The 18,830-nt window shown below is 64.8% G+C and carries 21 protein-coding genes and 1 tRNA gene; 10 read left to right on the plus strand and 12 right to left on the minus strand.

Features of this window, described 5'->3' with window-relative positions:
• The first annotated feature begins 23 nt into the window (after positions 1 to 23).
• Positions 24 to 947: a FecR family protein gene (locus tag K5H97_RS25110; RefSeq protein ID WP_036986162.1), complete on the plus strand. Its 924-nt coding sequence runs from the start codon at positions 24 to 26 to the stop codon at positions 945 to 947.
• A gap of 96 nt (positions 948 to 1,043) precedes the next feature.
• Positions 1,044 to 1,120, plus strand: a tRNA-Met gene (locus tag K5H97_RS25115).
• Positions 1,121 to 1,175: 55 nt separating this feature from the next.
• Here the strand turns inward: K5H97_RS25115 and K5H97_RS25120 are convergent.
• Complete coding sequence (locus K5H97_RS25120; RefSeq protein ID WP_028691166.1) at positions 1,176 to 1,790, minus strand: LysE family translocator; 615 nt, start codon at positions 1,788 to 1,790, stop codon at positions 1,176 to 1,178.
• A 157-nt stretch (positions 1,791 to 1,947) separates the two neighbouring features.
• Between K5H97_RS25120 and K5H97_RS25125 the strand changes: the two genes are divergently transcribed.
• Positions 1,948 to 2,853, plus strand: coding sequence for a LysR substrate-binding domain-containing protein (locus K5H97_RS25125; RefSeq protein WP_028691167.1), 906 nt, complete (start codon positions 1,948 to 1,950; stop codon positions 2,851 to 2,853).
• Here K5H97_RS25125 and K5H97_RS25130 read toward each other — a convergent pair.
• Positions 2,793 to 3,377: a YcbK family protein gene (locus K5H97_RS25130; RefSeq protein ID WP_028691168.1), complete on the minus strand. Its 585-nt coding sequence runs from the start codon at positions 3,375 to 3,377 to the stop codon at positions 2,793 to 2,795. The two genes, K5H97_RS25125 and K5H97_RS25130, sit on opposite strands and share 61 nt — an antisense overlap.
• A 66-nt stretch (positions 3,378 to 3,443) precedes the next feature.
• Between K5H97_RS25130 and K5H97_RS25135 the strand changes: the two genes are divergently transcribed.
• The gene (locus tag K5H97_RS25135) at positions 3,444 to 4,607 is read left to right on the plus strand and encodes a hypothetical protein (RefSeq protein ID WP_028691169.1); all 1,164 of its coding nucleotides are present in this window, start codon (positions 3,444 to 3,446) and stop codon (positions 4,605 to 4,607) included.
• Positions 4,608 to 4,733: 126 nt separating this feature from the next.
• Here the strand turns inward: K5H97_RS25135 and rimI are convergent, their stop codons facing one another.
• Positions 4,734 to 5,189, minus strand: a complete 456-nt coding sequence (gene rimI / locus K5H97_RS25140; protein ID WP_028691170.1) for a ribosomal protein S18-alanine N-acetyltransferase — start codon at positions 5,187 to 5,189, stop codon at positions 4,734 to 4,736.
• Positions 5,186 to 5,977 (minus strand): hypothetical protein, encoded by a 792-nt coding sequence (locus K5H97_RS25145; protein WP_028691171.1) that lies wholly within the window; start codon positions 5,975 to 5,977, stop codon positions 5,186 to 5,188. Before K5H97_RS25145 ends, rimI begins: the two co-directional genes overlap by 4 nt.
• 219 nt (positions 5,978 to 6,196) lie before the next feature.
• Between K5H97_RS25145 and mksB the strand changes: the two genes are divergently transcribed.
• Genes mksB through mksF form a run of 3 tightly spaced genes read left to right on the plus strand, consistent with a single transcriptional unit; the run spans position 6,197 to position 11,011 of the window.
• Entirely contained in the window at positions 6,197 to 7,486 is a 1,290-nt protein-coding gene (gene mksB / locus K5H97_RS25150) for an Mks condensin complex protein MksB (protein WP_028691172.1), read from the plus strand.
• Entirely contained in the window at positions 7,476 to 8,183 is a 708-nt protein-coding gene (gene mksE, locus K5H97_RS25155; RefSeq protein ID WP_011532174.1) for an Mks condensin complex protein MksE, read from the plus strand. Before mksB ends, mksE begins: the two co-directional genes overlap by 11 nt.
• A complete protein-coding gene (gene mksF, locus K5H97_RS25160; RefSeq protein ID WP_028691173.1) occupies positions 8,180 to 11,011 on the plus strand; it encodes an Mks condensin complex protein MksF in 2,832 nt (943 codons plus the stop codon). The genes mksE and mksF overlap by 4 nt, the downstream gene beginning before the upstream one ends.
• Before the next feature lie 75 nt (positions 11,012 to 11,086).
• On the opposite strand, the gene K5H97_RS25165 is transcribed toward mksF, so the two are convergent.
• The 5 genes from K5H97_RS25165 to rplU all read right to left on the minus strand — a co-directional run bounded on the left by K5H97_RS25165 (position 11,087) and on the right by rplU (position 14,784).
• Positions 11,087 to 11,533 (minus strand): CreA family protein, encoded by a 447-nt coding sequence (locus K5H97_RS25165; RefSeq protein WP_162175267.1) that lies wholly within the window; start codon positions 11,531 to 11,533, stop codon positions 11,087 to 11,089.
• A gap of 23 nt (positions 11,534 to 11,556) precedes the next feature.
• Entirely contained in the window at positions 11,557 to 12,675 is a 1,119-nt protein-coding gene (gene proB, locus K5H97_RS25170) for a glutamate 5-kinase (RefSeq protein ID WP_028691175.1), read from the minus strand.
• Positions 12,676 to 12,762: 87 nt separating this feature from the next.
• On the minus strand, positions 12,763 to 13,986 hold the full coding sequence (cgtA, locus tag K5H97_RS25175) for an Obg family GTPase CgtA (RefSeq protein WP_028691176.1): 1,224 nt from the start codon (positions 13,984 to 13,986) through the stop codon (positions 12,763 to 12,765).
• A gap of 188 nt (positions 13,987 to 14,174) precedes the next feature.
• Positions 14,175 to 14,432: a 50S ribosomal protein L27 gene (rpmA, locus tag K5H97_RS25180; protein WP_003247464.1), complete on the minus strand. Its 258-nt coding sequence runs from the start codon at positions 14,430 to 14,432 to the stop codon at positions 14,175 to 14,177.
• Positions 14,433 to 14,469: 37 nt separating this feature from the next.
• Entirely contained in the window at positions 14,470 to 14,784 is a 315-nt protein-coding gene (gene rplU, locus K5H97_RS25185) for a 50S ribosomal protein L21 (RefSeq protein WP_003247466.1), read from the minus strand.
• 245 nt (positions 14,785 to 15,029) lie between these two features.
• On the opposite strand from rplU, the gene K5H97_RS25190 reads away from it, so the two are divergent.
• The 3 genes from K5H97_RS25190 to K5H97_RS25200 all read left to right on the plus strand — a co-directional run bounded on the left by K5H97_RS25190 (position 15,030) and on the right by K5H97_RS25200 (position 16,892).
• Positions 15,030 to 15,998: a polyprenyl synthetase family protein gene (locus tag K5H97_RS25190; protein WP_028691177.1), complete on the plus strand. Its 969-nt coding sequence runs from the start codon at positions 15,030 to 15,032 to the stop codon at positions 15,996 to 15,998.
• A 155-nt stretch (positions 15,999 to 16,153) separates the two neighbouring features.
• A complete protein-coding gene (locus tag K5H97_RS25195) occupies positions 16,154 to 16,495 on the plus strand; it encodes a zinc ribbon domain-containing protein YjdM (protein ID WP_028691178.1) in 342 nt (113 codons plus the stop codon).
• Between the two features lie 151 nt (positions 16,496 to 16,646).
• A complete protein-coding gene (locus K5H97_RS25200; RefSeq protein WP_028691179.1) occupies positions 16,647 to 16,892 on the plus strand; it encodes a PA4570 family protein in 246 nt (81 codons plus the stop codon).
• Between the two features lie 76 nt (positions 16,893 to 16,968).
• Here the strand turns inward: K5H97_RS25200 and K5H97_RS25205 are convergent, their stop codons facing one another.
• From K5H97_RS25205 to K5H97_RS25215, 3 genes are all read right to left on the minus strand, one after another.
• Complete coding sequence (locus K5H97_RS25205; RefSeq protein ID WP_028691180.1) at positions 16,969 to 17,586, minus strand: FKBP-type peptidyl-prolyl cis-trans isomerase; 618 nt, start codon at positions 17,584 to 17,586, stop codon at positions 16,969 to 16,971.
• 85 nt (positions 17,587 to 17,671) lie between these two features.
• On the minus strand, positions 17,672 to 17,977 hold the full coding sequence (locus tag K5H97_RS25210) for a DUF6482 family protein (RefSeq protein ID WP_028691181.1): 306 nt from the start codon (positions 17,975 to 17,977) through the stop codon (positions 17,672 to 17,674).
• A gap of 165 nt (positions 17,978 to 18,142) precedes the next feature.
• On the minus strand, positions 18,143 to 18,631 hold the full coding sequence (locus K5H97_RS25215; RefSeq protein WP_023631146.1) for a TIGR00645 family protein: 489 nt from the start codon (positions 18,629 to 18,631) through the stop codon (positions 18,143 to 18,145).
• Positions 18,632 to 18,830 lie beyond the last annotated feature (199 nt).

An 18,830-nucleotide genomic window follows, 5' to 3' on the forward strand; every position in this document is an offset into this window, starting at 1 on the left:
AGCAGACCGATCCCATGAGCCCGATGCCCGCCTTGCAGCCAACGCCCGACCCCGAGCGGGAAGCCCTGGACTGGTTCTCGCGCCTGCGCCAGCCCGGCTGCGACGAGCCCCTGCGCCAGGCATTCGCCAGTTGGTGCCAGGACCCGCTCAACGCAAGGGCTTATGCCCAGCTCGAAGCCTACTGGCAGCAATTGCAGGTGCCGGCGGCGCGCCCGCGCCCACGCATCGCCAAAGTCCGCCGCAGCCGGGCCGGGTTGTGCCTGGCGCTGCTGTTTCTGCTGCTGGTGGGCGCACTGGCCTGGCTCTACTGGCCCGTGATGCAGCGCCTGGGCAGCGAACTGCACACCGACAGCGGCGAGCGCCGTAGCGTGCGCCTGGCCGATGGCTCGACCCTGCACCTGGACAGCGCCAGCGCGATGAATGTCGACCTGCGTGGCCGCACCCGCCAGTTGCACCTGGTGCAGGGGCAGGTTTACCTGGAGGTGATGCTCGATGGCCGTGCCCTGGAGGTGCAGGTCGATGACACCCGGATCCAGGTGTTCGGCACCCGCCTGCAGATCGCCCGCCATGCCGACTACGACGAGTTGGTGGTGTTCGCCGGCAAGGCTGCGGTGTTGCAGGGTGGCGACCAGCGCCTGGTCAATGCCGGCGAGCGAGTGACGTTCAGCGCACGCCGCATCAATCCGGTCGAGAAGATCGACGCCAAATTGGCCGATGCCTGGCGCAACGGCCAGTTGAAGGCCAGGAACCTGCCGTTGAGCGAAGTGCTCGAACGCCTGGCCGATTACCGAGGCCAGCGTGTCTTGATGCTGAACGAGCAGACCGCCTACCAGCGGGTCAGCGGCGATTTCGACCTCGACCACCCGGCGCAGAGCCTCGAGCGCCTGGCTGCCGATCAGCAACTGCGCCTGCACAACCTGCTCGGCCACTGGCTGGTCGTGCGCTGAAGCGCCCTGCCCGGCTAAGTTTTTGAAAGGTTGGAAATTTTTTTTGAAAACGTTGTTGACAGGATCGCGATTCGAGCTAATAATGCGCGCCAAGTTGGCTACATAGCTCAGTTGGTTAGAGCATAGCATTCATAATGCTGGGGTCCGGGGTTCAAGTCCCTGTGTAGCCACCACCTTCTAAAAGGGCTTATCGAAAGATAAGCCCTTTTTCTTTGCCTGCGAAAAAATCTACTTCACACCCGCCACCACCACGGCCAGCCCCAGACCGATCAACGCCACGCCGATGACCCGATCGACCACCACCTGTCGCTCGATCATCGCCCGACGCAACAGGTGATTGGAGAAAAACACCGCCACCAGGCTGAACCACACCCAGTGGGCGAACGACATGAACGCGCCATAGGCGAAGTCCAGTGCCAGTGGGCTGCCGGGCTGCACCACCTGGGTGTAGGCACTGACCACGAAGAGCATGGTCTTGGGGTTCAGCGCATTGGTCAGAAAGCCCGTGCGTAATGCACTGGCCACACTGGCCTCGCTGTGCGCCAGGCCTTCGAGGCTTATGCGCGTGGTGTTGGTCAGCGACTTGTAGCCCAGGTACACCAGGTAGCCCGCCCCCACCACCTTCATGGCCACAAACAGGGTTGGGCTCTGGCTGATGATCACGGCGATGCCGAACACGGTGTACAGCACATGCACCTGCACGCCCAGGGCAATGCCTACCGCCGCGGCGAGGCCGGCCTTGCGGCCCTGTGCATAACTGCTGCGGGTGACCATGGCGAAGTCGGCGCCGGGGCTGATGACGGCCAGGAGGGTGAAGAGGGCGACGGCGATGAGTTCGTTCACGAACAGGTATCCTCGATGAAAATTCACGGAAGATGGGATTATCCTGTTGCTTTGAACGAGTAAAAATCGATTTATAGTGAGGCTAATCTGCTAGTTTTCCTGACATATCCTCATCACATCCAACGGTGCCCGCGATAGCGCCGGAACAGCCCAGCACATGAAACTGCCTCCCCTCACCGCCTTTCGCTACTTCGACATCGCTGCCCGAACTGAAAGCTTCGTACGCGCCGCCGAGCACCTGCATGTGACCCACGGCGCCGTCAGCCGCCAGGTGCGCCTGCTCGAGGAAAACCTCGGCGTGGAGCTGTTCGAACGGCGCAACCGGGCGATCTTCCTCACCCGCGCCGGGCGCGACCTGCAGGCCACCACCCAGGCGATCTTCGAGCAGTTGGAAGGCGCCGTGCAGCGCCTGCACCAGCAAGCCCACGACAACGTACTGGTGGTGTCCTGCGAGCCGACCATCGCCATGCGCTGGCTGATCCCTCGCCTGCCGCGCTTCCATACCCGGCACCCGGACCTGCAACTGCATTTGGTGGCCGCCGGCGGCCCGGTGGACTTCGCCCGCAGCGGCATCGACCTGGCCCTGCGCCGCGATGACTTCCACTGGGACCGCCAACTGCACAGCCTGAAGATCTGCGATGAATGGATCGGCCCGGTCGCCACGCCGGATCCCAAGGGCCAACGCCTGCTGCACAGCGCCACCCGCCCCGATGCCTGGGCCACTTGGCTGCGCCTGAGCGGCCAGGATATCCGGCACCCGGCGCGCAGCGACTTCGAGCACTTCTACCTGTCGATCCAGGCCGCCAGCGCGGGCATGGGGCTGGCCATCGCCTCGGCGCTGATGGTCCGCGACGAACTGGACAATGGCCAGCTACAGGCGCCGTACGGCTTCCTGCGCGATGGCTCCGGCTACCACCTGCTCAGCCCGCAACCACTGGATGACGGCAGCAAGCGCCAGCGCTTCGCGCAGTGGGTCGGCGACGAGTGCCGGGCCTGCCTGGCTCACCTGGGCTTGCTGCAGAACGACGAGCCGGCCCCACCGTCACCGCCCCAGGTGCGATAGCCGGCCGTGTCGATATGGATGCGCCCCGATGGGTAACGGCCAAGGCCCATGTTCCAGGCCTGGCCGTGCTGCTGCCAGAAGCGGCACAGCGGGCTCGGGTCGACCCCGCGCGGTAGCAGCAGGTCGACGGCGAAGGCGCGCATGTGCGCACTGCTCGGCGCGCCGCCGGCACAGGCATTGAGCCGGGGATCGCGGTAGGCCGACACCACTTCGAACTGACGCAGGATGCCCTGGCGGTCCAGGGTCTGGATCAAGGCCAGCGTCGAGCGCACCGCCGGCCAGTGGCTCGCCGGTGGCACCGCGAAGGGCGAGGCCTTGCACAGGCGCCAGTCCGAGGCCGAGCGCAGCAACTGATGGATCGGCACCACGCCATATAGCCGGGCCTCCACCAGCATTTCACGAAACTTGCGGTTCTCGTGATCCCCGGCCCATTGGGCGAACATCCACACATCGCGCTCATCGGCCTGGACCGCACCCAGCCCGATCAGCGCGCTAGCCAATAGCCATGTCCTGGCGCTTTTCATTGCCCCACCTCTTCATCCACCATGGGCGCGCCCGCCATCCCGGCGGCCACTGACAAGGAGTTAAGCATGCACAAGATTGCTATATCGGGCCTGGCCGCCCTCACCTTCAGCGGCCTGGCCATGGCCGACGCGCAGATCGACCTGGGCGATGCCCAACGGGTCACCCGTTTGTTCGCCTACCCCAACAACTGCAACGTGATCTGCTACCGCGACTGGACACTCGAACAGACGGTCGAGCACTACCTCACCCAGAGCGTGCAACGCGATGGCTACGCCAACGCCAAGGTCACGGTAAACCGCGACAACGACAAGCTGCACGCCAGCATCACCGGCGTGCCGGCCACCTACACCGCCCCCTTGCGCAAGCTGCTCGACAGCGGCGAGCTGGCCTACCAGGGCGCCACCCGCCTCAACCAGAAAGGCGGCTGGGACTACAGCTGGTACCTGTTCCTGCCCCTGGGCATGGCCCTGGAAAACCGCCGCAGCGTCGAGTTGCTGCACTTCCCGCCGGACTACTCGCTGACCCGCTACCAGGACTACCTGAAGTCCAACACCACCGACCGCTGGGCGCAGCTGCTGACCTTCAACGGCGTCGAGGCCACCCAGACCCCGGCCTACCAGACCATCGTCGACATCGCCCCGATCGCCGCGCCGGCCAGCGCGGGCAAGGATCTGGAAGGGGTCTACAGCTACTTCAACGACTACCAGGTGCGGATGGTCAAGGAAGTGGCCCTCACCCACGACGGCAAGGCCGCCTTGCCGATGGTCGCCTTCGGCGCGCCGGTGCGTGCGTGGATCCAGCAGCAGTACGGGCCAAAGGTCAACGTGCTGGGGCTGGTCAGCATCGCGCCGGAGCCGGACAGCGCCAAGGTACCGGTGCTCGGCGCCAACCATCCGAGCGCGATCTGGTACGCAGCCGATCCGAAAAGCTACGACGGCGATCAGGACAAGGCCGACGCCGCCGGCTTGAAGATGATGGGCCAGGACCTCTCCGCCGCCTGCTGGCAGGCCGGCATGGGGCGCAACCCGCAGGCCGACGCCCAGCTCACCCTGCAGGCCTGCACCAGCAAGTGGCAGGTGACCCAGAAGAAGCAGACCTGCGAGCTGTTCTACCGCACCATCCGCGACATGACGCCGGAACAGGCGGCGGCCAAGTGCAATACCGGGACGGTGACGCGCAGCCTGCGAGATCTGCGCAAGCCGATCGAAGTGGCCCCCCCGCAGATCTGAGCCGACTGCTCACGCGATCCCTGCAGGAGCGGCCCTTTCACGGCACGAGGCCGCTCCCACAAGGGATAGTTCCCTGCGCGACAGCGCATCCTGAAGGGCTGGTTTATCCCCTACAGGGCATAGCGCTCAGTCTTCGAGCAACGTACAGGCCATCACCAGCGCGTCTTCCCGCCCACCCGCCACCGGGTAGTAGTCACGGCGCCGGCCAATCTCGTTGAACCCATAGCGCTCATACAGGCGATAGGCCGACTGGTTGCTGGCGCGCACTTCGAGGAAACACTCGCGGCCATTGAGCTGGTAGGCCCGCGCCATCAGGTGCTCGAGCAGGCGCAAGCCCAGCCCGCAGCCCTGGTTTTCCGGCTTGACGGTGATGTTGAGCAGGTGCGCCTCATCGATGATCACGTTGATCACGCCATGGCCGACCTGCTGCTGGCCAACGAACATCAGCCACACTTCGTAGGACTTCAGCGCATCCTGGAAGATGCCGCGGGTCCAGGGGTGGCTGAAGGCGGCATATTCGATCTTAAGCAGGGCATCCAGATCCGCCTCGGTTGCCGGGCGGAAACTGATCGAGTCACTCATTCAACGCTCTTCCAGCGCGCCATCAGCTGGCGCATGGCTTTCCAGACGTCCGCCTTGCGTTGCGGTTCGTCCATCAACAGTTCAAGGCCGGGCAAGGCCCAGGCGCTGCCGAGCAGGTCGACCTCGAGTTCTTGGTAGTAGGCTTGGGCATCGGCCTGGCCGGCGAAGCGGATGGCCGGCAGACCGAGCAGCCACAGGCAGGTGCACGGTGCCTCTTCCAGGCGCGCGGCGATGAAACCCTGGACGAAGTCGCGAGCGGCGTCCGGGCCCTGGTCCATGTTGCCGCGCATCAGCAACGGCCAGCGCACCGGCTCGCCGATGATCTGGGGCGCATCCGGCAGGCCGGCGGCGCGCAGCATGTCCTTGAGCAGCAGGTACGACGGATCGCGGCTCTGGAACGGCTGGCCGGTGGCCAGCTCCACCAGCAGCAGGCAACTGCCGGCGCGCAGCAATTGCAGGGCAAAGCGTGGTGGCGGTACCGGCGCCGGGCGTGGCGCGGGGGCCTCCTGCTCGGCCTCGACCGGCTTGGCGGCCGGTTTCGGCACGCTGCCCGGGCGCGGGATTTCGATCTTCGGCCGCTCGGCGCGCGCCTGGAGAGCCGCCGGGGTGGCGCTCGGCGCAGGCGTGGGGGCGGCTGGACGCACCTCGAAGTCGACGTCCTCAACCGGCGCCACCGGCAACAGCAGCTCCGGCCGCGACGGGGCGGCGAACGGCAGTTCGGCGCGCGGCAGCCAGTGCACCACTTGCATGGCGGACAGGTAGGCGCGGCGGCGGGACTCGATCAGCAAGGCGCGGGTATCCGGTGGACGAAATCAGGCGGGCATTCTAACGCCGTTGCCCAGGATGCGCCGCAACAGATTGTCAGCCAGCGCGGGCCAAGCCCGCTCCGACGGGGTGAATCCCCCTTTGAGCATCAGGGTTATCCCCATAACAGACCAAGGGGTGAAATCCTCCCCCTTGGATGCAGTACAATCGCCCCTTTTATTTGGCAACGAGTCGACCCGCCAATGATCGAACCCAAGCGCGTCCTGCGCGCCCTAGCCGAACACTGGGCCCTGATCGAGCCGCTGTGCGAGCGCTTCGACCAGGGCACCCTGAGCCTGGTCGAGCTGCGCCAGCAGTTGGCCCGCCAGCAGGTGGAAAGCACCCCGCAGGACATCACCCAGCTGCTCGACGTGTGGATCCGCCTGGACATCCTGGTCCCGGTGGCCAAGAGCCCGAACCGATTCGAGCTCAACGCGCAGATCCACGACTTCCTCGCCTACCTGCGCCGCGAACACCGGCTGGGCCTGTGCCTGGAGATCGAGGCCTACCTGCGCCACCTGGAACGCCTGGCCGGGCATATCCAGGACGCCTTCGACAACCGCGACAGCGACGACCTGGCGCGCCAGTTGCGCCTGCTCGACATGCGCGTGCGCGACGTGCTGAAGAAGCTCGACAACGACGAGCAGGCGCTGGTGGCCGTGGCCGAGCGGGCCAAGACCAGCAACCGGCAGATCCCCCTGCGCCAGCGCTACGCCGAAGTACTGGCGACCTGGGACGAGTACGTCGAGCCGATGATCCAGCTGGTCAATGCCGACGGCGCCTTCGAGCAGGGCGTGCGCAAGGTCGAGACCGTGCTGCTGCGCCTTTTGGGCGAGCAGGCGCGCCTCGGCCACCTGGTCGACGACGACATGCTGCTGCGCACCCATGCGCGCATTCTCGAAATGCAGACCAGCGCCCAGCTGACCCTGCGTCACGCCCGCGAACTGCTGCTGCCGCTGCGTGAAGAAGCGCGCCGGCACAATGCCGTGACCCGTGGCGCTGCCCTGGCCTTGTCGGTGATCCGCAAGAAGGGTATCGACGCCGTGCCGCAGGCCGCCATGCCGCTGTTCACCCGTCCGCAGAGCACCTTCCTCGGCAGCGCCAGCCAGGTCGAGGCGTACGTCTACGCCCTGGCCCGCTTCGAGCCCAAGCCTGCGCGCTTCCCCAAGGCGCACAAGACGCAAAAGGGCCCGCTGCCCCGTGCCCCGCGCACGGTCAAAGAGATGCTCGAACGCTGCGAGGACGCCCTGCCGCTGCCGGACCTGATGGTCTGGCTGCTGGAGCAGGAGCCCGAGGGCGCCACCGACGAGTTGCTGTACTGGTTCTCGCGCCTGTCGCGCGAGAAGCGCTTCAGCCGCGAGCGCCTCGATCGCCAGCAATACCTTACCCGCGAACACCTGGTCAGCCTGCGCTCCTTCGCCCTGACCTCCAACCGCGACAACAAGCCGGCGACCCCGACCGAATCCACCGCGAGCCCCGTCCATGCATCTTGATCTTTCCGAACTGTCCCAGCTCGCGCCGATCTTCCGCGAGCTGTTCAAGGGCTTCCACATCAGCCGCCGCGATCCGGAGCTGTACGCCCAGCTGTCGAACTTCCAGGACCAGTACCGCACCCTGTTCAAGGCCCTGGGCTTCGAGCTGGTCTGCGACACCCGCGGCTTCTACTACTTCGTCCCCGAGCAGGCCGCCGCGCAGGTCAACAAGACCGCCCAGCGCCTGTCGCTGTTCACCTTCATCCTGGTCGAGCACCTGGCCGACCAGGGCCGCGACCCGATGGCCGTGCTCGACGGTGGCAGCATCGGCCGCGACGAACTGCCGTCGCTGCTCGACAAATACCGCGACCTGTTCCTGCAGGCCGAAGTGCAGACCGTCGACGAGCTCGAAGAAAAGATCATGCGCCGCATGACCCAATTGGGCTTCGCCTTCGAAGAGGGCGGCATCTACCGCTTCATGCCGCCGATGCACCGTTTCCTCGACGTGTGCCTGTCGGTCCAGCAGGACCGCGACCTGGCCGCCACCCTGCACAGCGACCTGCCGCTGCCGGTGCCCGTGCTGGTGGTGGAAGAAACCCCCGAGGAACTCAACCGCACCGACGACCCGCTCGACCTCACCCCGTTCGATGGCGAGGAAAGCGAAGAGGACGCCCTGGCCCGGGCGATCCGCGAAGAGCAACAGGAGATTGACGCATGAGCCAGGAACGCTACGGCATCCGCCGCTTCGCACTGCTCAACACCGCCGGCTACAGTCTCGGCCTGTTCCCCCTGGAACACCCGCTGTCGGTCTATGGCGCCAACAACCTGGGTAAATCGGCGTCGATCAACGCCCTGCAGTTCCCGATCCTGGCGCGCATGTCCGACATGAGCTTCGGCAAGTACAGCCTGGAACAGTCGCGCCGCTTCTACTTCGCCAGCGACACCAGCTACATCCTCACCGAGCTGAACCTGCCCCACGGCCCGCATGTGATCGGCGTGGTTGGCCGCGGCCCGGGCGGCGGCTTCGGCCACCAGTTCTTCGCCTACCAGGGCGAGCTGGACCTGGCCCACTACCAGAAAGACGACACCTGCCTGCGCCAGAAGGAGCTGTTCACCAACCTCGAGCGCCATGGCCTGAAAGCCTACGAGCTCAAGCCGGATGAACTGCGCCGGCTGCTGGTCGGCGGCCACACCTCGGTGCCGCTGGACCTGACCCTGATCCCGCTGCGCTCGACCAGCGAGCAGAGCCTTAAGACCTTCCGCGCGCTGTTCATTAACCTGCTGCACATGCGCGAGATCACCGCCGCCAAGCTCAAGCAGCTGTTCCTCGATGCCTTCGAGCACAGCTTGCGCTCGGGCAGCGTCGACTACATCGCCGCCTGCGAAGAGGCCTTCCGCGACGTGCGCCGCATGGAGGGCGACTACAACGCCTTGGTGGCCGCAGGCCCCCTGGTCGAGGCCCTGGCCGGCGGCGTGGCCCAGCGCGACATCCTGCGCGGCAAGCTGCACCGCATCTCGCCCTTGCTCGACAACCTGCTGGGCACCTGGCAGGAATACGCCATGGCGCGCAAGGAAGAGCTGACCATCCAGGCCGAGCACTACCGTGGCGAACAGGACCGCCTGCAGAACGACCAGCGCGGCGGCACCCAGGAGCTGATGCGCCTGGAACGGGAGATCACCGGTATCCAGCGCTGGCTGGGTGAGCTGTCGGTGCTCAAGCACCGCTTCGCCCTGGTCACCGACGTCAAGGTGCTGGAACAGCAGCTGCTGGCCGCCAAGGACGCCCACGACGAACTGGCCGGTGCCCTGGCCCAGTCGCGTCAGTTCTCCGCCGAAGACCTCGACGAGCGCGTGCGCGACCTGGAAAAACGCGTCAAGGCGGTCAAGCAGCAACTCGACCACGCCGACAACAACAGCTATGCCCGCCTGCGCGAAGAGTTCTCGCAGCAGGACGTCGACCGCCTGATGCGCCTGTTCAACGGCGCGCTGTTCAGCCTGCCGCTGGGCGACCGTGGCATCGAGCTGGACGACAGCGATGTGTGGGTGAAGACCCTCGAAGGCGTGCTCGACCGCTTCAAGGGCGAACGCTTCGAAGTGCCGGGCCTGTCCATCGACATCTCGCACATCGACCCACCCGCGCTGCAGGCCCTGGCCGACCGCGCCGCCCTGCGCGACCAGAAGGAGCGCCTGGAAAAAGAACTCAAGCAGCTCAAGACCCAGCAGGCCGTGGCCCTCGACCGCGCCGCCAGCAAGGCGCAGACCGAGGCCCTGTACCAGCAGGTGCTGGATGCGCAGAAGGCCCTGGAAGACTTCCGCCGTACCGAGACCCTGGCCGCCGAAGAGCCGGAGAAGATGGAGCAACTGGGCCAGCTGGAAGCCGCCCAGGATGAGCTCAAGCGCTCCAGCGACGCCTTCACCGAGCGCGTCCAGCAGCTGTCGGCCAAGCTGCAGCTGGTGGGTCGGCAGATCGCCGACCTCGAAGCCAAGCAGCGCACCCTCGAAGACGCCCTGCGCCGCCGCCAACTGCTGCCGGCCGACCTGCCGTTCGGCACGCCGTTCATGGAAGCCATCGACGACTCCATGGACAACCTGCTGCCGCTGCTCAACGACTACCAGGACAGCTGGCAGGCGCTGCAGCGCGTGGACAACCAGATCGAGGCGCTGTACGCCCAGGTGCGCCTCAAAGGCGTGGCCAAGTTCGACAGCGAGGACGACATGGAGCGCCGCCTGCAGCTGTTGATCAACGCCTACTCGCACCGCACCGAGGAAGCGCTGACCCTGGCCAAGGCCCGCCGCGCCGCGGTCACCGACATCGCCCGGACCCTGCGCAACATCCGCAGCGACTACGACAGCCTCGAGCACCAGCTGGCGCTGTTCAACCGCGAGATCAACAAGCGCCAGGTGTCCAACCTGGAGAGCTTCCGCGTGGTGCTGGCACCGAACAAGGAAGCGCTCCGGCACATCGACCAGATCATCCACAGCGCCGGCCAGTACGAAGAAGGCGAAACGCTGTCGGTGTTCGACCTGACGCAAAGCGCCGAACAGGATCACAAGAACGAAGAGGCCAAGGAGTACCTGGCGCGGCTGGTGGCGGCCAACCACAACCAGCTGGGTCTGAAGGACCTGTTCGAACTGGCCTTCGAGATCACCAAGATCAACAGCCAGCCGGTGATCCACGCCGACATCGACGGCGCCGCGTCCAACGGCACCACCATGACCATCAAGGCGCTGACCAACATGTACCTGTTGCTGCACCTGATGGACCGCGACCTGGCCGGGCGCATTCGCCTGCCGTACTACCTCGACGAGGCGGCGGACATCGACGAACGCAACCAGGCAGCATTGCTGGAGACCAGCCAGCAGCTGGGCTTCGTGCCGATCCTGGCGAGCGTGAAGCCGCAGGTGTCGGCACGGGTGGCGATCGACCTGGAAGGCGGCAGCGGGCCGAATGGCATCTACATCGACGAAGCGGACTGGAAGTACATCAGCCGTCGCGATGAGGTGAAGGCGATCGTGCGTGAGGATGAGGCCGAGGAACTGGCCTGACATCTGTGCACTGGGGCCGCGTTGCGGCCCTTGTGTCGCGAAAGGAGGCCGAAGGCCTCCCTGCTATCTATCGGGTTATTGCTGTGCCCAAGGCACAATCGGAATCGCCGTCACCGCATTTTGCGGGCTGCCTTCGATCAGGCGATCGCTATATACCAGGTACACCAGCGTATTGCGCTTCTTGTCGAGAAAACGCACCACCTGCATGGTCTTGAACACCAGCGAGGTGCGCTCCTTGAATACTTCCTCGCCATCCTTCAAGTCACCCTTGAAGTGGATCGGCCCGACCTGACGGCAGGCGATCGACGCCTCGGCACGGTCCTCGGCCAACCCCAAGCCCCCCTTGATACCGCCAGTCTTGGCCCGCGACAGGTAGCAGGTCACGCCGTCGACCTTCGGATCATCGAACGCCTCGACCACGATACGGTCGTTGGGCCCGACGAACTTGAACACGGTGGACACCTGGCCGATCTCCTCGGCCCCGGCCAGCATCGGCAGCAGCATCGCCGCCACGGCAAACATCCTTTTCAGCACGGTGATCTCCTTCAGACCAGGACCAGGTTGTCGCGGTGCACCAGCTCAGGCTCGGCGCTGTAGCCCAGCAGGCTCTCGATGGCGTCGGACGGCTGGCCGATGATCTTCTGCGCCTCCAGGGCGCTGTAGTTGGCCAGGCCACGGGCCACTTCCAGGCCGTCGGGGCCGACGCAGACCACCATCTCGCCACGACGGAAGCTGCCCTGCACGGTCTTCACGCCCACCGGCAGCAGGCTCTTGTTCGATTCGCGCAAGGCCTTCACGGCGCCGTCGTCGAGCACCAGGGTGCCACGGGTCTGCAGGTGGCCGGCCAGCCACTGCTTGCGCGCGGCGAGCATGCCGCGCTCGGGCGACAGCAGGGTGCCCAGGCGCTCGCCGGCCTTGAGGCGATCCAGCACGCGCTCGATACGGCCACCGATGATGATGGTATGGGCACCGGAACGGGCGGCCAGGCGCGCGGCGCGCAGCTTGGTCTGCATGCCGCCGCGGCCCAGGGCGCCGCCGGTGCCGCCGGCCACGGCATCCAGCGAGGGGTCGTCGGCACGGGCTTCGTAGATCAGCTGGGCTTCGGGGTTGTTGCGCGGGTCGGCGTCGAACATGCCGTCGCGGTCGGTGAGGATCACCAGCAGGTCGGCTTCCACCAGGTTGGCCACCAGCGCGGCCAGGGTGTCGTTGTCGCCGAAGCGGATCTCGTCGGTGACCACGGTGTCGTTCTCGTTGATCACCGGCACCACGCCCAAGTCGACCAGGGTGCGCAGGGTGCTGCGGGCGTTGAGGTAACGCTTGCGGTCGGAAAGGTCGTCGTGGGTCAGCAAGATCTGCGCGGTGTGCTTGCCGTGCTCGCCGAAGCTAGACTCCCAGGCCTGCACCAGGCGCATCTGGCCGATCGAGGCGGCGGCCTGCAGCTCGTTCATCGCGCTCGGTCGCGAGGTCCAGCCCAGCTGGCTCATGCCGGCGGCCACGGCTCCGGAGGAGACCAGCACCAGTTCCACGCCCGCTTCGCGCAGGGCCACCATCTGCTCGACCCATACCGCCATGGCGCCGCGGTCGAGGCCCTTGCCATCGGCGGTCAGCAGCGCGCTACCGATCTTCACGACCCAGCGCCTGGCGCCAGTCACCTTGCTTCGCATCTTCTCTTCCAACCTATGTCGAATCTGTAGATACCGTGGATACAAAAACGCCGCTCCAGAGAGCGGCGTTTAGTGTACTGCAACCGATCAGTCGCGCACGTAAATGATTTCCGGGCCGTCTTCGTCGTCCTCGAAATCATCCCAGTCGTCATCGTCGCCGATGTCGTGCACGCTCTTGACACCGGTGCGGCGCAGGGTGCGGGCATCGTCCAGAGCCTGCAGCTGGGCGCGGGCCTCGTCCTCAATGCGCTGGTCGAGCTCGGCCAGTTCCTCGGCGTAGGCCGGGTCGTTGGCCAGGCGGTCGGCGCGGTCCTCGAGGTAGCGCATCAGGTCGTGGCTGAGCTTCTCGGTGCCCTGCTTGGCGATGGCCGAGATCACATAGACCGGCCCCTCCCAGTTCAGGCGCTCGACCACTTCCTTGACGCGCTCGTCACGCTCGTCGTCCATGATCATGTCGGCCTTGTTCAGCACCAGCCAGCGCTCACGGTCAACCAGTGCCGGGCTGAACTGCGCCAGCTCGTTGATGATGATCTCGGCGGCATCGGCCGGGCTGCTGCCGTCCAGCGGCGCCAGGTCGACCAGGTGCAGCAGCACGCGGGTACGCGCCAGGTGCTTGAGGAAGCGGATACCCAGGCCGGCGCCTTCGGAGGCGCCTTCGATCAGCCCGGGGATGTCGGCGATGACGAAACTCTTCCAGCGGTCGACGCTGACCACGCCCAGGTTCGGCACCAGGGTGGTGAACGGATAGTCGGCGACTTTCGGCTTGGCGGCCGAGACCGAACGGATGAAGGTGCTCTTGCCGGCGTTCGGCAGGCCCAGTAGGCCGACGTCGGCCAGGACCTTCATTTCCATCTTCAGGTCGCGCTGATCGCCGGGCTTGCCCGGGGTGGTCTGGCGCGGCGCACGGTTGGTGCTGGACTTGAAGCGGGTGTTGCCCAGGCCGTGCCAGCCGCCCTGGGCGACCATCAGCTTCTGGCCCGGGGTAACCAGGTCACCGATGACTTCCTGGGTGGCTGCGTCGATCACGGTGGTGCCCACCGGCACGCGCAGGAACAGGTCGTCACCCTTCTTGCCGGTGCAGTCTGTGCTGCCGCCGTTGGAGCCGCGCTGGGCTTCGTGGTGACGGGTGTAGCGGTAGTCGACGAGGGTATTGAGGTTCTCGTCGGCCACCATGTACACCGAGCCGCCATCGCCGCCGTCACCGCCGTTGGGACCGCCGTTCTCGATGAATTTCTCGCGGCGGAAGCTCATGCAACCGTTGCCGCCGTCACCGGCCTTAACCCGGATCGATACTTCGTCTACAAACTTCATTCAAAACCGCCTCTCGTCGGATGACGAGTCGAAAACCAGAAAACCATGAGGCTCTTGCGAAGATGAGCGCGGCGGCCCCGTACGAACCAGAAACCAACGCCGGCAGCCCATTCAAACAGCTTTGCAAGAGGCTCACCACAAACGAAAAAGCCCCGTCGCATGACGGGGCTTCTGGAGCGACGTCGCGATTAAGCGGCGACGATGCTCACGTAACGGCGCATGAACTCGCCTTTCTTCTCGAACTTGATCACGCCTTCGATCTTGGCGAACAGGGTGTGATCCTTGCCCATGCCAACGCCGTAGCCAGCGTGGAATTCGGTGCCGCGCTGACGGACGATGATGTTGCCCGGCTTGATCACCTGGCCGCCATACATCTTCACGCCAAGGCGTTTAGATTCTGAGTCGCGACCGTTACGAGTACTACCACCAGCCTTCTTGTGAGCCATGGTTCAATTCTCCAATAAATTCAGGGGATCGGGGCGATTAAGCCTGGATACCGGTGATTTTGATTTCGGTGAACCACTGGCGGTGGCCCATGCGCTTCATGTGGTGCTTACGACGACGGAACTTGATGATGCGAACCTTGTCGTGGCGGCCTTGCGAAACGACTTCGGCCACTACTTTAGCGCCAGCAACAACTGGAGCGCCGATGGTGACTTCTTCACCGTTGGCGACCAGCAGAACGCGATCGAAGGTCACGGATTCGCCAGTGGCGACTTCCAGTTTTTCGATCTTGAGGAATTCACCTTCAGCGACTTTGTACTGCTTGCCGCCGGTAACGATTACTGCGTAAGACATGGTATTTCTCCGATAATCCTGCTCACCCAGCGCTTTATATGATGAGTATTGGCTGGCATGGCTGCACAGGGCTGGAACGGCCCGGTGCAATTGCGTAAGGCAGGTGCTGCCCAGGAAAGTTAGGGTGCGCGATTGTACGCAACCCTATAAATGCTTGCAAGTGCCGGCCCGGGGCCACGGGCAGCGCGCCTTGACACACCGGTACCTGCGACCTAGCATGCCGCGCAACCTCAATGGAGCAGCCGATGCAACCCCAATCCTTCTACCGCGCGGTAGCTGACGATTTCAGCGCCGTCGACGAGATCATCAAGAAGCAGCTGACCTCGCGCGTCCCGCTGGTATCGAAGATCGGTGACTATATCACGTCCGCCGGCGGCAAGCGCCTGCGTCCCCTGCTGGTGCTGCTGTGCGGCAAGGCCCTGGGCCGCGAGGGCGACGACCTGCGTCTGCTGGCGGCGACCATCGAGTTCCTGCACACAGCCACCCTGCTGCACGACGACGTGGTCGACATGTCCGGCATGCGCCGTGGCCGCTCCACCGCCAACGCCCTGTGGGGCAACGCGCCGAGCGTGCTGGTGGGCGACTTCCTCTATTCGCGTTCGTTCGAGATGATGGTCGAGCTGGGCTCGATGCCGGTCATGCAGATCCTGTCCAAGGCCACCCGGGTGATCGCCGAGGGCGAGGTACTGCAGCTGTCGCGCGTGCGCGACGCCAGCACCACCGAAGAGGTGTACATGGACGTCATCCGCGGCAAGACCGCCATGCTGTTCGAGGCCTCGACCCACAGCGCCGCCGCGCTGGCCGGCGCCACCGACGAGCAGCGCGAAGCCCTGCGCACCTTTGGCGACCACTTGGGCGTGGCTTTCCAGCTGGTCGACGACCTGCTGGACTACAAGGGCGACTCCGAGACCCTGGGCAAGAACGTCGGTGACGACCTGGCCGAAGGCAAGCCGACCCTGCCGCTGATCTACACCATGCGCGAAGGCACCCAAGAGCAGGCTGCGCTGGTGCGCCAGGCGATCCAGAAAGGCGGCCTGGAAGACCTGGAGCAGATCCGCATCGCCGTCGAGGCGTCCGGTGCCCTGGACTACACCGCGCAGATGGCCCGCGACTACGTCGCCCGCGCCATCGCCTGCCTGGAAGTGCTGCCGGCCAGCGAGTACCGGGATGCCCTGGTCGAGTTGAGCGAGTTCGCGGTCGCGCGCACCCACTGATTCATCGCAACACCCTCATCGCGGGGCAAGCCCGCTCCCACGCCAGCACACATCATGGCGTGGGAGCGGGCTTGCCCCGCGATGCGTTTGTGCAGGAAATCACTAAACCCTATACAATGTGCGTCTTTACCCGCCTGTACTTGAAAGGAAAAGCCGTGAGCACTCTGCCACCCTGCCCCCAATGCAACTCCGAATACACCTATGAGGATGGCACTCAACTGATCTGCCCCGAATGCGCCCACGAGTGGTCGGCCAGCGGCGAAGCCGAAGCCGCCAGCGACGACGTGGTGAAGAAGGATTCGGTCGGCAACGTCCTGCAGGACGGCGACACTGTCACCGTGATCAAGGACCTCAAGGTCAAGGGGTCGTCCCTGGTGGTCAAGGTCGGCACCAAGGTCAAGAACATCCGCCTGTGCGACGGCGACCACGACATCGACTGCAAGATCGACGGCATCGGCGCGATGAAGCTCAAGTCCGAGTTCGTGCGCAAGGTCTGATCGCCTGCCCCTCGGGGCTGCCCAACGGGCGGCCCTGACAGATCCTGCAACAGGATCGCCTGCACCATTCGGAAGAATTCTTCCAATAGTCACTTGCTATTTTGATAATAAGAATTATTCTCATTGGAAGCGCTATCCAAGGAGAATAGCCATGACCTATCTGATCGACGCCTGGCTCGACCGCCCCCACCCCTACCTGCGCATCCTGCATCGCGAGACCGGCGAAGTGTGCGCCGTGCTCGAAGAAGACGCGCTCGACGAACTGCGTGACCAGGGTGACCTGGACCTCACGGGGCTGAATTCGAGTGAACCCGGGGTGCTCAAGGAGCTGGTAAGAAATCTGTTTCTGTTCTGCTATGCGCGGGCGTTGCGCCCGGGGGGAACGGATTGGAACTGAAAGGCATCGCGGGGCAAGCCCGCTCCCACGAGGTAGCAGAGCACCAGTGGGAGCGGGCTTGCCCCGCGATCAGGCATTACAGAACGTCGAGCAGCTCGACGTCGAACACCAGGGTGCTGTGCGGCGGGATGCTGCCGACGCCTTGGGCGCCATAGGCCAGCTCGCTCGGCACGTACAGGCGCCATTTGCTGCCGGCGTTCATCAGTTGCAGGGCCTCGGTCCAGCCGGCGATCACGCCACCGACCGGGAATTCGGCCGGCTGGCCGCGATCGTAGGAGCTGTCGAACACGGTGCCGTCGATCAGGGTGCCATGGTAGTGGGTGCGCACGTTGTCTTCGCGGGACGGCTTGGCGCCCTCACCTGCGGTCAGCACTTCGTACTGCAGGCCCGAGGCCAGGGTCACGATGCCTTCACGCTTGGCGTTTTCAGCCAGGAATTCCTTGCCGGCGGCAGCGGCGGCTTCGGCCTTGGCAGCGGCTTCGGCCTGCATCACTTCGCGGATGACCTTGAAAGCGGCCGACAGGTCTTGTTCGCTGACGCGGCTATCGGCGCCGTTGAAGGCGTCGGTCAGGCCGGCAACGATGGCGTTCAGGTTGACGCCTGGTGGCGGGTTGTCACGCAGCTGGCCGCCCAGCTGGCGGCCGATGCCGTAGCTGACGCGGGATTCGTCGGTGGACAGGTTGAGTTCGGACATTGGCTTGCTCCGCTTAAGGGCGCACTGCATCCGCGCCCTAATGAAAAGGGCGAGCAGCCTAGCACACTGGTGCCGCGCGAAGCAGCTACCAGGCCGAACGCTGGGAAATCGGGACCTTGAGGTCTTCTTCCGGGTGCAGGCCCAGGCCACACATCTCATCCTGCACGGACCAGTGCACCAGGTTCATCGACAACAGGGGAATCGATTGCAGGAGCAAGCGGGCGTCCTCGACCGAGTGCACGCGCAAGCGCTTGCCACGCGTATCGTCCAGCGGATGGGCACGGCCCTTGACCCGGGCCTCGAGCAGGTAATCACCGCCTTCGATGGCGATCAGGTTGAGTTCGTCGACATGGCCAGCCCTGGCCTCGGTATTGAGCTGATGCAGGTTCATGGGCGCACCTCGCTGCGGGAACCAGGCATGAGTGCTCATTTTTTGTACGGCAACGGCGAAAGCACAAGCTGCCGCTGGTCAGAAAGATCGCGGGGCAAGCCCGCTCCCACGCAACCTTAAGGCCTGCGTGGGAGCGGGCTTGCCCCGCGATAGCGCCCAAACGAATCAGTGTTTGGTAATGCGATCCAGGTAACCCATGACGAATGCCGAGATGACGAAGGTCATGTGGATGATCACGTACCACATCAGGTAGTCGGTGGAGATGTTCTGGGCATCCATGAACACCCGCAGCAAGTGAATCGAGGAGATGGCGACGATGGACGCGGCGACCTTCATCTTCAGCGACGAGGAATCCATCTTGCCCAGCCAGTTGAGCTTTTCCTTGCTCTCGTCGATATCCAGTTGCGAGACGAAGTTCTCGTAGCCGGAGATCATCACCATCACCAGCAGGCCGCCGACCAGCGACATGTCGATCAGCGACAGGATCACCAGGATCAGGTCGGCCTCGGCGAGGGTGAAGACGTTGGGCAGGACATGGATGATTTCCTGGAAGAACTTCAGGGCCAGTGCCAGCAGGCCCAGCGAGAGGCCGAAGTAGATTGGGGCGAGCAGCCAGCGCGAGGCATACATCGCGTTTTCGAGGATACGTTCCATGGACAGTAGGGGGACTCGTGAAGTGACTGGAAAAGCGATCGCGAGTATAGCCAGCCACCTGTGACAGCAAAAGCCTGCGGCTGGTTGCCGCAGTGCATCGTGCGAGCAGACTTTGTGGAGGCGACTTCGTGGGAGCGGGCTTGCCCCGCGATGGCGCCAGCCGCCCTGTCACAATGGCCAGGCCGGGCCTTTATCGCGG

The sequence above is a fragment of the Pseudomonas mosselii genome (assembly GCF_019823065.1).
Taxonomy (GTDB): domain Bacteria; phylum Pseudomonadota; class Gammaproteobacteria; order Pseudomonadales; family Pseudomonadaceae; genus Aquipseudomonas; species Aquipseudomonas mosselii.